The 13,006-nt window shown below is 69.1% G+C and carries 14 protein-coding genes and 1 pseudogene; 6 read left to right on the forward strand and 9 right to left on the reverse strand.

Annotated elements, in window-relative coordinates:
- Positions 1–6: 6 nt before the first annotated feature.
- Genes BLQ76_RS18040 through BLQ76_RS18050 form a run of 3 tightly spaced genes read right to left on the reverse strand, consistent with a single transcriptional unit; the run spans position 7 to position 1,683 of the window.
- Positions 7–567: a DUF1190 domain-containing protein gene (locus BLQ76_RS18040; protein WP_090676263.1), complete on the reverse strand. Its 561-nt coding sequence runs from the start codon at positions 565–567 to the stop codon at positions 7–9.
- A 13-nt stretch (positions 568–580) separates the two neighbouring features.
- Entirely contained in the window at positions 581–982 is a 402-nt protein-coding gene (locus BLQ76_RS18045; protein WP_090676266.1) for a DUF350 domain-containing protein, read from the reverse strand.
- A gap of 41 nt (positions 983–1,023) precedes the next feature.
- Positions 1,024–1,683 carry a DUF2491 family protein gene (locus BLQ76_RS18050; RefSeq protein ID WP_425285177.1) on the reverse strand — a complete coding sequence of 220 codons (660 nt, stop codon included), beginning with the start codon at positions 1,681–1,683 and terminating at the stop codon, positions 1,024–1,026.
- A gap of 103 nt (positions 1,684–1,786) precedes the next feature.
- Here BLQ76_RS18050 and BLQ76_RS18055 point away from each other — a divergent pair, with 103 nt between their 5' ends.
- Together BLQ76_RS18055 and BLQ76_RS18060 are read left to right on the forward strand one after the other, a co-directional pair.
- On the forward strand, positions 1,787–2,212 hold the full coding sequence (locus BLQ76_RS18055; protein ID WP_244519712.1) for a DUF2170 family protein: 426 nt from the start codon (positions 1,787–1,789) through the stop codon (positions 2,210–2,212).
- Positions 2,209–2,955 carry a PspA/IM30 family protein gene (locus BLQ76_RS18060; protein ID WP_090676274.1) on the forward strand — a complete coding sequence of 249 codons (747 nt, stop codon included), beginning with the start codon at positions 2,209–2,211 and terminating at the stop codon, positions 2,953–2,955. The genes BLQ76_RS18055 and BLQ76_RS18060 overlap by 4 nt, the downstream gene beginning before the upstream one ends.
- A 27-nt stretch (positions 2,956–2,982) precedes the next feature.
- Here BLQ76_RS18060 and BLQ76_RS18065 read toward each other — a convergent pair whose 3' ends face one another.
- Positions 2,983–4,041, reverse strand: a complete 1,059-nt coding sequence (locus BLQ76_RS18065; protein WP_090676276.1) for a potassium channel family protein — start codon at positions 4,039–4,041, stop codon at positions 2,983–2,985.
- 392 nt (positions 4,042–4,433) lie between these two features.
- Between BLQ76_RS18065 and BLQ76_RS18070 the strand changes: the two genes are divergently transcribed.
- The gene (locus BLQ76_RS18070) at positions 4,434–4,946 is read left to right on the forward strand and encodes a hypothetical protein (protein ID WP_090676278.1); all 513 of its coding nucleotides are present in this window, start codon (positions 4,434–4,436) and stop codon (positions 4,944–4,946) included.
- Positions 4,947–5,047: 101 nt separating this feature from the next.
- Here BLQ76_RS18070 and BLQ76_RS22395 read toward each other — a convergent pair whose 3' ends face one another.
- The 4 genes from BLQ76_RS22395 to BLQ76_RS18090 form a co-directional block, all read right to left on the reverse strand.
- Positions 5,048–5,872: a hypothetical protein gene (locus BLQ76_RS22395; protein ID WP_183193223.1), complete on the reverse strand. Its 825-nt coding sequence runs from the start codon at positions 5,870–5,872 to the stop codon at positions 5,048–5,050.
- Positions 5,873–5,981: 109 nt separating this feature from the next.
- Positions 5,982–7,019: a hypothetical protein gene (locus BLQ76_RS18080; RefSeq protein WP_090676280.1), complete on the reverse strand. Its 1,038-nt coding sequence runs from the start codon at positions 7,017–7,019 to the stop codon at positions 5,982–5,984.
- 191 nt (positions 7,020–7,210) lie between these two features.
- Complete coding sequence (locus BLQ76_RS18085; RefSeq protein ID WP_090676281.1) at positions 7,211–7,933, reverse strand: sulfite exporter TauE/SafE family protein; 723 nt, start codon at positions 7,931–7,933, stop codon at positions 7,211–7,213.
- A 200-nt stretch (positions 7,934–8,133) separates the two neighbouring features.
- Positions 8,134–8,406 carry a hypothetical protein gene (locus BLQ76_RS18090; protein ID WP_090676283.1) on the reverse strand — a complete coding sequence of 91 codons (273 nt, stop codon included), beginning with the start codon at positions 8,404–8,406 and terminating at the stop codon, positions 8,134–8,136.
- 444 nt (positions 8,407–8,850) lie between these two features.
- Here BLQ76_RS18090 and BLQ76_RS18095 point away from each other — a divergent pair, with 444 nt between their 5' ends.
- From BLQ76_RS18095 to BLQ76_RS18105, 3 genes and pseudogenes are all read left to right on the forward strand, one after another.
- Positions 8,851–9,483 (forward strand): NAD(P)H-binding protein, encoded by a 633-nt coding sequence (locus BLQ76_RS18095; RefSeq protein WP_090676286.1) that lies wholly within the window; start codon positions 8,851–8,853, stop codon positions 9,481–9,483.
- Positions 9,484–10,309: 826 nt separating this feature from the next.
- Entirely contained in the window at positions 10,310–11,893 is a 1,584-nt protein-coding gene (locus BLQ76_RS18100) for a Na+/H+ antiporter (RefSeq protein WP_090676289.1), read from the forward strand.
- A gap of 352 nt (positions 11,894–12,245) precedes the next feature.
- A pseudogene (locus BLQ76_RS18105) lies at positions 12,246–12,664 on the forward strand (hypothetical protein); the annotation flags it as partial.
- A 34-nt stretch (positions 12,665–12,698) separates the two neighbouring features.
- On the opposite strand, the gene BLQ76_RS18110 reads toward BLQ76_RS18105, so the two are convergent.
- The coding region (locus BLQ76_RS18110) for an integrase core domain-containing protein (RefSeq protein ID WP_139184032.1) at positions 12,699–13,006 on the reverse strand (308 nt) is incomplete at its 5' end.

A 13,006-nucleotide genomic window follows, 5' to 3' on the forward strand; every position in this document is an offset into this window, starting at 1 on the left:
GCGGCGTCAGCCGCCGAAGCTCATGCGGCCCGACGAGAGGCCGCCGAAGCCGCTGCGCGAGACCGTGCGCGTGTTGACGTTGGCGGGACGCGGGCGCGGCGCCTCGCCGATCTGCGGGGGATCGGAGCGGTAGAGCATGCCCGAGCGGTTCGTAAAGACGGGGGTCGAGCGGCGATAGGATCCGGAGTTGACGTAGGTTCCGTATCCGGAACTCGACAGGTTGGAGACCGCCGACGAAACAAGATAGCCCGTCATGAAGGGGATGAAGAAGTTGCCCGCCCCCGATCCATCGGTGCGCGGCTGCGTCATGCAGCGCCCCGCGCCGTATTCGGCCTCGCAGGCCGCCATGCCGTCGAAGCGCGGCGCGTCGCGCAGGTGCTGGCTGAGCGCGGACTGGTACTCGCCCTGGCAGACGCTCTGCTCGACGCCCCATTTCACGCACTCGTCGACCGAGGAGAAGAGCTTCTCCTCGGCCTGGTCGCCGCAGGCCGTGAGCACGAGGCCGCCCGCCGCGATGGTGCCGAGGGCGAGAAGCGGGGGACGGCGTCCGGTAAAGCGCTTGGTCATGGCGGCCCGTCCCTCAGTAGGTCATGCAGGCGGCGTTCAACATGCCGACGCTGAGCGACAGGCCGGCCGACCAGAGCCCGGCCGAGATCTCGCCCGCCGTGATGCGCCGGGGCAGGCCGCGCAGGGTCAGGCAGGCCGCGCCGAAGGCCACCGCCTGCACCACCGCGCCGATCACCGCCCAGATCACGAAATCCGCCAGCGACACGGAGTTGGCGGCGGCCGAGGCCAGCGGCAGCGAGAAGCCGACCAGCGCGCCGAGGAAGGCCACCACCGCCGCCGTATTGCCGAAGCGGATCAGCGTCAGCTCGTGCTGGGGCGTCAGCGACGAGTAGAGCCAGGAGAACAGGCCGAGCGCCGCAAGGCCGGTGGCGAAGTAGGCGAGAAAGGCCGGCAGGCCTGCGACATAGCCGAACATCGTGGATACGGGTCTCCGGGGCGTGGCGAGAAAGGTTCGGATCAAAGGCGGCGGATGTCGGCGGGCAGGAGCCCGTAGCCGATCAGGAACTCGATCGAGGCCCCTTCCGAGGCCGCGCGCGCCGCCAGGTCGCGCTCGATGTTGAGAAGCAGCATCTCGCGGCCCTCGCCCAAGGGACGGGCGTAGAGCATGCAGGACTGGTGGATCGCACGCCGCCCGTTCGCGTCGTCGATGTCCTCCACGAACTCGACAAGGTCGGCCTGGCCCGGTCCATCGCCCCAGAAGCGCTCGAAGAGCGTGCCGTCGGCATCGAACCGCGGCTGGCCAATCCGCCCCTGCGGCCCGCGCCAGCGGCTCCACTCCGCCGCCCCTGCGGGCACCACGCTGTCCCAGGGCCGATACAGGCTGACGTCCAGGATATCCTCCCCGGGCCGGCCCGAGGGGGTCATCACCTGGAGGATCGTGTCGTCGTCGCCGTAGTAGCGCGCCAGATGCGCATCGCCGCCGAGCCGCGCCTCGCCATAGGCCGCGACGATCATCATGCCGCCCGCCGGCACCGGCACGGACGTCTCGTGCCCCGCCAGCGTCGCCTGGAGGCTCAGCGTGTCGACGTCGATCCCGCCGCCGAGCGCAACGCCAAGTGGTCCGCGCTCGGGCGCCTGCGCGCGCGGGGACTCGCTCCCCGCCCCCCAGCCGAAGATGCGTCCGATCATCGGTTCCCGCCTTGTGTCGTCCCGCACAACCCTTATGACATTCGGCGCATCGAACGGAAGAGCCGCGGCTCGCAATAGGGAACACCGATCCTTGGCCGACTGGAACCTGGCATCCCTCACCGAACTCTTCGCCGCCGATCCGCCCGCGCTGGGCGACGTCGACGTCTCCATCGAGGGGGACGTCCTGCGCGTCACCATCAAGGAGAAGGGCAACCTCGACGTGTTCGTGGTGGCGGGCGGCGATCACATCCTGGTGAGCGTCCTTCTCGTGGCCGCGGCGGCGGTTTCGCGCCGCGAGGCCTTCGACCGCCTCTGCCTGCGCACCCACAAGCTCGTGCCCCTCTCGACCTTCGGGCTGACCGTGGTGAACGGCGAGGAATGGTATGAACTGTTCGGATCGCTCTCCGCCCGGTCCGCAGCCGAGGTCGTGATCGAGGAGGTGGCGGTTCTGGTCGCCAACGCGCACGATGCAGCCGTCCTGATCCAGGACTGGCAGAACGGGGAGATCGCGGCATGAGCGTTTGGGGCAAGCTGTTCTCGGCCGTGCGGGGCGGCATCAACGAGGCGGCCGAATCCGCCGCCGACGGTCAGGCGCTGCGGATCCTCGACCAGGAGATTCGCGACGCGGAAGGCGCGCTGCGCCAAGCACGCGGCGATCTCGCCGGCATCATGGCGACCGCCAAGTCGCTCGGGCGCCGCGTCGACGAGGCGCGCCTCAAGGACGAGAAGGATCTCGCCTCCGCCCGGGCCGCGATGGCGGCGGGACGCGAGGATCTGGCGCGCCAGCTCGCCGACCGCATGTCGCGCAACCGTGCCGACCTGGCTCGCGACGAGGCGGAGTTGCAGCGACTGCAGGGATCGCAGGCGCAGATGCTGCGCGCCGTCCAGGACACCGAGACGCGCATCCAGACGATGCGTCGCGAGGTGGAGAGCGTGAAGGCCAACGAGTCGCTGCTCAAGGCGCAGTCGGCGATCGCCTCCAGCCACGCGGGCGTCAACTCGCGCCTGGGGAGCGCGATGGAGTCCCTGGAGCGCGTCAAGCGGCGGCAGGAGGCGGTCGCGGGCCGCCTCGAGGCGGGCGCGGAACTCCAGGCGCTCCAGTCGGGCGCCGATCTCGACCGCCAGCTTTTGGAAGCGGGCATCGGCGGCAACCGCTCGTCGTCCGACGACATCTTCGCCGAGATCGCGCGCGGCGACGCGCCCAAGTCGCTTCCAGGCGGCACCGGCAACCCGGCGATCGGCTACGAGCCGAAGTCCTGACGATACCGGCCTCGGGCGGGCCGCAGATCAGCTGCCCGCCGTCGCCATCCGATCCCAGCGCACCGACGCGGGATCGAGTCGGTGGTCGGCGATGTAGTAGAGGACGAGGCCCGGCTCGACCAAGGCGGCCTCGTCGCAGTTGAGGTCCACCGCGTCGCCGGCGGCCAGCCCGACGAGCGTCACCCTCTGGTCGCGCTTGAGGCCCATCAGCACCTGGCCGTATCGCATCGGCGCGACATGGGCGGGCACGCGCATGGAGAAGACCGTGTCGCGCCGGGCGGGCGAGAAGAGAAGCGAGGCCACGAGCGAGGCTCCCGGATCGTGGGCGGCCCGCACGATGAGTTCGGACGAGAGCGATGCGATGGCCTCGATGCGCGGCTCCTGGCGCCGCAGCATGGCGGCCGTGCGAACATCCTCGAAATAAGCGACGATATGGGGAGTTTCGACGCCTTGCGACGCGACAAGTGCGGCCGCCAGCGTCTCGTCGTCGTTCTGCCCGCGCACCACCAGAGCGCGGGCGCGGCTGGCGCCGCTGCGCCGAAGGGCCTCGGGGTCCGCAAGCCGGTCCACGCGTATGAAGTCGGTCATCTCGGGAAGGGGGTTGCGCTCCAGCGCCTTGGCGACGAGGACGGTCGGCGGCGTGCCGCCGGCCCGCTCGCTGGCGAGCATCTCGATCAGCCGAGGCGTGATGTCCTCGTGCCAGCCGAGAACCACGAAGTGGCCCTGCCGGTCGCCGTAGTCGTTCAGTCCCATCATGCGCTGCCTCCAGAGATGGCCGACGCCCGTCAGCATCTTGCCGAGCACCGCCGTGAAGAGCGCGATGCCGCCCGGCAGAACGAAGAGGACGCCGACCAGCCGTCCAGCCCGCGTGACGGGCGCCAGATCCCCGTAGCCCGTGGTGGTGGCCGATACGAGATAGTAGTAGAGAAAGTCGACGGCGTCGCCTGTCAGCTTCCCCTCGCCCGCCAGCGCCAGCAGCATCCAGGAAACCAGCGCGTGGGCGAGCGCCATGACGGCCAGCGCGCTCCACGCCAACTCGGCGACCGCCAGATAGGAGCGCCGTAGAAGCGTCAACAGAACCTGCAAGACGCGCCCCCGGATGCGGCCTTCCCCCGTGGCATGCCACCAGATTCACCGGGGGAAGGCAACCGGCGGTCCCACGGGAGACCGCGTCGCGGAAGCGGAAGACTTGCGCGCCAGCCAGTCCGTCGGTTCCTGGGCCGCAAGCCGGACTTCGATCCGCAGCCCTTCGGCGAGTGCGAACGGGCGGGCGTTGCGTCTGTCCAGTTCCGCAACGCCGCCGCCCCCTTCGCCTCGTCGAGGCCTCCGATCTCGTGTGCCAGACGAAGCGACAGCACCGCCCGCTTCTTCTCGCCAAGCGGATGCGGTTCGAGGGCTGACGCCTTGACCGATCCGGTATCGAGGCGACATAGCCGTCGACCGATCGAGATACCTGTCGCCCGGGAGTCGGTCCGCTCATGCCCTGTCGTTTCACCGCCCTCGGCCGCGTGGCGGCCGCGCTCGTCGTTCTGTCGTCCGCCCCATGCGTGGCGGACGAGACGCGCTTTCCGCCGGGTGCCGAGACGGCGGGACAGGCGCCGCCCAGCGAGATCATGCTGCGTGCGGCACCCCTGATGCAGGCGGGCAAGCGCGACGAGGCGACGTTCTGGTTCTACGCCGGACAACTGCGCTGGCGCTCCCGTTTGAACGCGCACTCCCATCAGGATCCAACCGGAGAGCCCACCTTGTTCTCGGCGCTGTTCGAGACGCTCGGACCCTCGGTCAACGGCTGGGCCTTCGGCGACATCCCCGCGCTTCAGCGGACGATCGACGCGGTGCTCCTCTGGGACCAACGCTATCCCGACCCCTCGCTGGATCCCGCCGTCCACACGCAGACGCGGGCAGGCCTGACGGGCTTGCGCGACCAGATCGGCCGGGAAGCGGCCTCGATCCGAGCCGAGCGCGCCTCACGCGGGCTGGAGAATCGCTGAGCCGGCGCTCGCCGTTCCGCAGACCCAACGGCGGTGCCGGCAGGCGGAGCGCCCGACGTGACCGCGTTCCGGCGATGGCAGCGGCGACCTTAGGATCTCGGCTACCGAGGCCGCTCGGACTCGTCCGGCCAGCGCGACGGGAAAGGCCGCACCAGGACCTCACCGCCCGGCGGGATCGATCCCAAATGGCTCAGGACATGGTTGTAGTCCGGATGGCCGGGCGCGTAGCGCAGCTCGCCGTGACCCGCAACCGACCCGTCTTCGCCTTCGGCTCGCAGATCCAGGACGAGCGTGCCGTCTGGCTCGCGATGCGCCGAGCCGATCGGGGCCGCTGCCGGACGAGGTGCCGGCGCATGCCCCGGCGAGCCGGTACGGTTCGCGGCGGACATCGCCACCGCTTCCAGCACCGCGACCAGGCGGGGCCTCGGACAATCCGAGCCGGTCTCGTGAAGGACGTCGTCGCCATCGAACAGGACGACGCTGCACAGGCGGTCTGTCGGCTCGCCGAGCACCGGCGGGTCGGAATCCCGCCTGCTCCATACCTCGTTCCCGGACGCGATCGCATCGCGTCGCTCGTCGGCCGAGATCGTGTGGATGCGCTCGCTCTCGATCCGCGCCGGTCCACCCCCATCCGCCAAGCGGGTCGTTGCCCGCCGAACCGTCATTTGGTCGAGATCAACGACGAGCCAGCGCGCGCGGGGCGACACGACGCTGCCGATCGCAACCAGCATTCCATGTTGCGGCCAATCGACGGGTGCAAGGGCGAGGCGGACGTTCGCCCGGCTGAGACGGGCGGGGGCGTCCCGCTTCACGGCGGCATAGCCCGGCACGGGCGGATCCGCGGCAACCGGAACAGGCAGCAGAAGGACGAGAAGCGCGCCCGTGCCCGCCCATGGCCAGTCAGGACGACGTTTCGCTGCCCGCATCGCTCCGGTCGCCACCCGATGATGTCCTCCTGCTACCACCGACGCCAGCCGGCCCCGGTCGCGCTTCGCGAGCCGGTCGCCGCAGACCCCAGCGGTTATCCTCGCAACGTCAGCAGTCCGGGTAGTATGGGCTGACCTCGACCGAACAGTCGAGCCGCCTGCCGAGGTCTTGACCCGGCGCCGTCATGCCGTCGGGATCGCTGTGCTGCGCGAGGGAGATGGTTTGGCTGTCCGCGCCGGGAGCGAGCGTGCGGCAATGGGCGTGAAGCGACGAGCCGCCTCCGCCCTTGGCCGGCGTCATACGAACCACCTTGAGACGCAGGATGTCGGTGCGGGGCAGGACGAAGAGCTGGTCCGAAACCACGATCAGCGCCGCGCCGTCCGCCGACAGACCCAGCGTACGCTGCCGGTCCTCGACCAGGCCGTCCGGGTCGCGCACATATTCGAGGTCCGTGTCGCCTGGCGCGAGGCGGCCGGCCTTCGCCATGCGCGCCGTTCCGACATCGCCGCTGAACGCGAGAGGCCGGAAGCCTGTCACCCAGTTCCGTTCTCGCGCGCTGAGAGACAAGCGGAAGCCCGTCGTCAGCGTCACATGGCAAGCGGTCCTCAACCGCGGCTCGCGATCCTCGGAAGGGTTCTGCAGGTCACGCGACTGCCATTCCGGCGGCCAGGCCGTCAGCGAGATCTCGGCCAGCCCCGACCGCCACGCGGCGACGACGGTGTTCCATCGCTGGCCGACCGGCGCAGGTCCGAGCGATGCCGCCAGATGGTCGGCCACGAAGCGCAGATTGGCGTGCGCGTCGTCCCGGATCCACGCCAGGGCCGTGAAGCGAGCGATCGGGAACTGGGGCGGGATGCGCTCGAAGGCGCTGGCGGTCCAGGGTGCCAGTGCACCCGGCAGGGGTTCGGCGTCGGCCAGGACGAGCGCCGGCCATCCGTAGATCGGATCCGGTACAACGCCGCAACGCGCCACGACCTCCGTGCGCGTTTCATGGCGAGGGAGGCGCCAGGCGTCCACCAGCCGAAGGATCGGGTTCGCGCCATCGGAGCCTGACGGGATGTCCGCCGGCGCGGGGCCGTCCGGCCAGGGGGTCAGCGGCACCAGCGCAGCCTGTGCGCGGCGAAAGAAACGGTTCAAGACGCGCATCGGGGCCTCCGGTCGTGCTCGCCGCCTGCGAACGGATCGAGATCTGCAACGGCAGACAAGTTCCGCCTATGTCCGCGTTCGCGATGGCTTGCCTGGCCAAGATGGCGGAAACGCCCTCGGTGCGGGGTGAAGTTTTGCCGCCACCTCCGACCGGGATCGGCCCATCGCGAACCCCGTCCAGGTGGATGGCTTCAGGCGAAAGCGTTCCAGATCAGGCTCGCTCCCGATACCAGCAACAGCCCGTCCATGACATGGCGGAATGTGTCCGGCGCAAGCCGCAACACGAAGGGCTTGGCGATGAACGCGCCGGCCATCAGCGAGGCGCCGACGACCAAGGCCCTGGCGATCACGTCGAGCGGCAAGGCTCCCGATCCGCCGAAGGTCGCCGCCTTGGCGGCGTAGACCGCCAGCGAGGCGGCAGCCTCGGTCCCGATGAACGCTCCCTTCGTCAAGCCGTATCCCAGGAAGAACGGCACGTCGGCCGGACCCGTTGCGGCGACAATGCCGGTCAGGAATCCGATGACGCCCCCGGCAAGGGCCATGTGCGAAAGGCGGAGGCGAACGAGGCGGGCGGCCATCTCATGCCGCACCGGTATCATGGCCAGCAGAAAGCTGCCCATGGCCGCGTCGACGACGGCGGGCGGCAGGGCCAGCATCGTGCGTGCGCCCAGGGCCGCGGCCGGTGCGCCCGGCACGGCGTAGGCGAGAAACGGCCGCCACTCGATCTCGCGCCACCAAACCAGGATGCGCGAGAGGTTGGCCATGACGGCGGCGACCGCCATGATCGGCACGGCCTCCTTGGGTCCGTAGACGGAGGCCAGCACGGGCACGAGCACGATCGAGGAACCCGTGCCGATGATGCCGCTGACGACGCCCGCGACGAGGCCGATGGCGAGGATCAGAAGAAGGCCCATACGTACCTCACGCGATCAGGGTCTGGTCGCTGAGACACCATCACGGGAGCACCCGCAAGGCTTCCACGGTCTGCCGTCGCGCTTCGAGGTTGTTCACCGACGCAGGCCGGCGGACCAAGGGCGAATGCGGGGACCGACGACGTCCATCTCGACCCACGCGCCCATGGTCTCCGTTGCCGGATCCGGACGATCAGGCCCTCTCAAGCAACCCGGGCCAGGGATACCTTGCGCTTCGCCGTCGCACCGGTCTCGCGGTCGAACGAAGCCTGGTCCTGGCTTTGTTCGAACAAGGCCAGGCCGACTCGCCCGGCCACCTCCCAGAGTGCGTGCTCGCTGCATTGCGTGGCGATAACGAGACCGATCCGTCGCATGTGCGCGCGGCCTGCGCAGTAGGTCGCCAGCGTCGCGCGGTGTTGGGGCGAAAGCTCGCGAACGGTCTCCACAATCCGCTCGTCGGGCGAGCGCAAGAGCAAGGCCAAGAGTTCGAGGGGAATAGGACAGGCAGGCTCGTTGGGACGATACCGATCGCTCATCTCTGCGCTCCATCCGCTGGGCTGGGAACCATGGTTCGATGCCATTCAGGTAGAGCCGGGCGGGTATTGGGAATTCCCCAAATCTGGGGATCCGGGGAAGGAATGCGTTAACGCTACGATCTCAATGCCGACGCCAAGCACGCTGGCGGGCCGAAGAAGGGCCGCATCCCGAGCCTTGGCGCGCCCCACGCCATGAAGGGAGCCGTCGAAGGCTTCGTGGGAATCGCCCGCGCGGGAGGTGGCCGCGTTCGGCCTCGATCCGATCGAAGGGGTTGCGAGGCCGAAGAGCATTGCAGATGGAATGGCGGAAACACGTGGACCTATCGGCCGAGCCGCCCGTGCCGATGCGGCCCCGTTGCGGCGAGAACGAGGGAGGGACGACGCATGACCAGGATCCTGATCGCGGGTGCCACCGGACTGGTCGGAGGCCACGTCCTCCGGCGCGCGCTATCGGACGACCGCGTGACCGCCATCGTCGCGCCGACCCGGCGGCCGTTGCCGCCGCACGACAAGCTGTCGAACCCGGTGTCGGACCTCTCGACGCTGCCCCACGATGACGCGTGGTGGGCGGCTGACGGCGTCGTCTGCACGCTCGGCACGACGCGCGCGAAGGCGGGTTCGGCGGCAGCCTTCCGGGCCGTCGATCTCGACCTTCAGCTCGCCGTAGCCCGACGCGCCCGGGCGCATGGAGCGCGGCGCTTCGCGCTCACGTCCTCGACCGGCGCGGATCCCCGTTCGCGGTTTGTGTATCTGCGGACGAAGGGCGAGCTGGAAGAGGCGGTCAGGGACCTGGGCTTCCCGTCGCTGACGATCGTTCGACCCGGCGTCATCCTCGGCGAGCGGACCGAGACGCGGGTCGCGGAGCGGGCGTTCGTGGTGGCGTTGCGCGCCATCGGATCCGTGTTGCCGACGAGGCTGCGCGGCAACCGGGCCGACCGGATCGCGCAGGCCTTGCTAGATGCCGCGGTTGCGGCGCCCGACGGATCGCGCATGATCGGCCCAGCGGAGATTGGATAGGAGCGCGTCCGGAGACCATCAGCCTCGGGAGACACGGCTCGCCTTGCCGAGGCCATGATCCGCCGGCACCCAAAAGCTCGTGGTCCGACCTGATAAACGGCGGCAGGCTCGGCGGCTCCATGCAAGGTTTTCCTTCCGGAAGCGGACGATACCACCGTCGCCCTGCAGAACCTCCCAAGCTTCGGCCCGACGGGGCCGGCGGGGATACCGGGATCGTGTGGCGATGGCGAAGCCGATCCGTGCACGGATCCGGTTCGGCGACGGCAGTTCCGACATCTCGCCTCACGGATCGTACGAAGGCTAGCATCTCGTTGGCCCAGCCCCAACGACCCGCGTTCGGCGACAGGGCGGGCCGACGCGGCTCGTCAGCTCATCTTCGAGATGGGTCCGCGGCTAACTCCGGCGTCCTCCTGCAACCTTTGGAACGCGCCGGGCCCCTCCGTGTGGCTCGAAGAGCCGTTCGCCGCATCCGCAAACACCCCGCATCGCGGGTCGCGGAATGTCCCCTGCCATCCCCGAGCCCCTGGGGAGCGGACCGCACGGTTTCCACCCGCCACGCCGATCGATGTCCTGTTAGTCGAACACGCGGGAGCGGACGCGCGCCATCGATCCGCTTGAGCGGTCGACGCTCAAACCACGGCAACCGGGAAGAAGACCCCGCCGGTCGCGGCCATGAGACCGTGGCCGTCCGGCGCCGGGCGACGGACGGGAGGAGAGAACAAGCCGACACCACGACGGCGCAAGGCGCCGTGCGTTGTCGACCTGGCGATCTCCGCTTCTTTGTCGCAAGGATGGAACAAGAGACTCTTCCTCCTGCGAGCGTCCCATGCACCCGGTCGAACTCTTCGAGCTCATCGTCGCGATGTTCGTGGCGGTCCTGGTGCTGCACTACATCGCGCAGCGTCTGTCGCTGCCGCCGGCCGTCGCCCTCCTGATCGGAGGCGGCACGCTGGCCTTCGTCCCCGGCCTGCCGCCTGTCGAGCTCGACCCGGAACTGGTGCTCGTCATCTTCCTGCCGCCGCTTCTGATGGATGGCGCATGGTTCACCGCCCTTGCCCCGTTCCGGCGGCATCTTGCGGGCATCGCATCGCTGGCCGTCGGCGCGGTTCTGTTCACCGCAGCCGCCGTGGCGCTGGCGACGAAGCTCGTCGTGCCGGACCTGCCCTGGGCTGCCTGCGTGGCGCTCGGCGCCATCGTCTCGCCGCCGGACGCCGTCTCGGCGCGGGCCGTTCTGCAACGGGTGAAGCTGTCGCGGCGGCTCGGCACGCTGCTCGAGGGCGAGAGTCTTCTCAACGATGCGACCGGCCTCGTGCTCTTCCGCTTCGCGGTCGCCGCCACGCTGACGGGTACGTTCAGTCTCGGCGAGGCATTGGGCAGCTTCACGTTCCTGGTCGCCGGCGGGCTCCTGGTGGGCGGCGCGATCGGCGCCCTGTGGGTGCTTCTGCTGCGGCGCCTCGGCGACGACTACCTGATGATCGCGGCCTCCGTCCTCGTGTGCTGGGTCAGCTATCTTCTGGGCGAGATGCTGCACGTGTCAGGCGTCATCGCGACCGTCACCGCCGGCTTGGTCTGCGGTTGGTATCAACACACCATCTTCACCGCGAGCGTCCGGCTGCGCGGGGTGGCGTTCTGGCAGACGCTGATCTTCCTGCTCGAGGCGGCCGTGTTCATCCTGATCGGCCTGTCGCTGCGCGGCGTTCTGGAGCGGGTCGGCGGCATCGGGGTCGTTTGGGACGATATGGCGGGGCCGGTCGCGGCTGTGATAGCGGCCATGACGCTGGCACGCTTCGCCTGGGTGTTCGGTGGCGATGCGGTGCTTCGACAGGTTCAACGCCGTGGGTGGCGAGGGGCCGAGCCGTTGGGCGGGCGGTCCGCTCTGGTGATGAGCTGGGCCGGCATGCGCGGCGTGGTGACCTTGGCGGTGGCTCTCAGCCTGCCCGAAACCATGCCGGAGCGCGACTTGATGCTGGTCGTCGCCTTTGCCGCCATTCTCGTGACCGTGCTCGTGCAGGGCATGACGCTCGGTCTGGTGATTGGCTGGGCGAACCTCGGGGAGGACGAGCGGGCCCACCCTCCCCTCGACCTCTTTGCGGCGGAGACGGCGATGTTGCGCGCGCAGCTGGCGGCGGTCGAGAGCCAGGCCTATTCCGTCGACGGGACCCTTCTGCACCCGCGCCTTCTCGACAGCTACCGGCGCCGGGCCTCCGTCTCGGGAGAGTTCAAGGGCAGCGCGGCGGAACGCGATCAGAGCATAGCCGACCACTTCGACGTCATCCTCGCCGCCGTTGCGGCAGGCCGCGCCGAGCTCGTCCGTCTGCACAGGACGCACCAGATCGACGACGAGACCCTGCACGACCTCGAACGTGACCTCGATCTGGAGGAACTGGGCGCCATTGCGGCCAAGGGCTGAGTCGGCCTGATCGATGATCCATCGAAGCAGCCGGTCAGACGCCGACCGGTCTCGCCGGCCAGGCCTTGGTTCCAAACCAGCCAAGGCGGTCCGCCCGCTGCCGAAGGCTCCAGGGCCGACATCCGGACGCAGGCGCTCGGCCCGAGCCGTTCGTTCAACCGCTACACGTAGACCAGGCGGAGCGTCTCAGCGTGGCTTTCGTCGGTCGCCATCGTTCGCTCGGACGCGAGGGTGCACAAGTCCCTCATCGAACCCGGGCGTAGCGTCGACGTGTACAACGAAAAGCCGGGTCACTGCTGCGAGATGACCTGACCGGCTGGCTCGTCAACGTAGCCAAGTCGAGCGCATCTGACGGCAGGAAGTTCTGAAGGTGCCAGCCAAGCAGCCGAAGCACGGGCGGCTCTGGCTGAACGACGGCTCGTGCGTTCGGCTTCGACCAGAGCGTCCCAACCACGTCTGGTCCTATGACTTCGTTGCGGACCGAACCCATAACAGGCGTAAGTTCCGCATGCCGGGCGACAAACGCTCGCGCGTTTGCGCCGACGTCATCGACGAGTTCACCAGAGAATGCCGTGTATCCGGATCGACCGGAAGTTGCGGTCCACGATGTCATTAACGTCCGGTCGGACCTCTTCATCCTGCGCGGCGTGCCGGGACACATCCGCTCCGAGTTCAAAGGGTCAGCCATCGATCCAGTGAAGCGATGCCCCGAAGAACGGTCCCGAGTTCATCGCCAAGGCGGTGCGCGACTGGATCATTGCGGTCGGAGCCATGGCCTGCCCCGGTTAGGTGGCCCGGTTTCAATCTAATGCATGGTGGGCTTGCAGGCGACGGTAGAGGTGGCCGGCGAAGCAGGTTGGGGTGGCGCAGCCGGCCACGGCACGGTGGCTGGAGCGGGTGGCCGGTAGCCGAGCGAGGAGTGCGGTCGCTTGGTGTTGTAGTGGCAGCGCCAGCTCTCGATGACGATCCGGGCTTCGGCTAGGCTGTAGAAGATCTCGCCGTTGAGGAGTTCGTCGCGGAGCTTGGAGTTGAAGCTTTCGCAATAACCGTTCTCCCAGGGGCTGCCCGGCTCGATGAACGCGGTCCTGGCCCCGACCGCCGCGATCCACTCGC

Source organism: Aureimonas jatrophae (assembly GCF_900104035.1).
Classification (GTDB): domain Bacteria; phylum Pseudomonadota; class Alphaproteobacteria; order Rhizobiales; family Rhizobiaceae; genus Aureimonas; species Aureimonas jatrophae.

Excerpts from the sequence above, each read along its gene's own strand:
- BLQ76_RS18070 (WP_090676278.1), top strand. The coding sequence starts at position 4,434 with ATGCCCTGTCGTTTCACCGCCCTCGGCCGCGTGGCGGCCGCGCTCGTC.
- BLQ76_RS18085 (WP_090676281.1), bottom strand. The coding sequence starts at position 7,933 with ATGGGCCTTCTTCTGATCCTCGCCATCGGCCTCGTCGCGGGCGTCGTC.
- BLQ76_RS18060 (WP_090676274.1), top strand. The coding sequence starts at position 2,209 with ATGAGCGTTTGGGGCAAGCTGTTCTCGGCCGTGCGGGGCGGCATCAAC.
- BLQ76_RS18040 (WP_090676263.1), bottom strand. The coding sequence starts at position 567 with ATGACCAAGCGCTTTACCGGACGCCGTCCCCCGCTTCTCGCCCTCGGC.
- BLQ76_RS22395 (WP_183193223.1), bottom strand. The coding sequence starts at position 5,872 with ATGCGGGCAGCGAAACGTCGTCCTGACTGGCCATGGGCGGGCACGGGC.
- BLQ76_RS18095 (WP_090676286.1), top strand. The coding sequence starts at position 8,851 with ATGACCAGGATCCTGATCGCGGGTGCCACCGGACTGGTCGGAGGCCAC.
- BLQ76_RS18045 (WP_090676266.1), bottom strand. The coding sequence starts at position 982 with ATGTTCGGCTATGTCGCAGGCCTGCCGGCCTTTCTCGCCTACTTCGCC.
- BLQ76_RS18100 (WP_090676289.1), top strand. The coding sequence starts at position 10,310 with ATGCACCCGGTCGAACTCTTCGAGCTCATCGTCGCGATGTTCGTGGCG.
- BLQ76_RS18080 (WP_090676280.1), bottom strand. The coding sequence starts at position 7,019 with ATGCGCGTCTTGAACCGTTTCTTTCGCCGCGCACAGGCTGCGCTGGTG.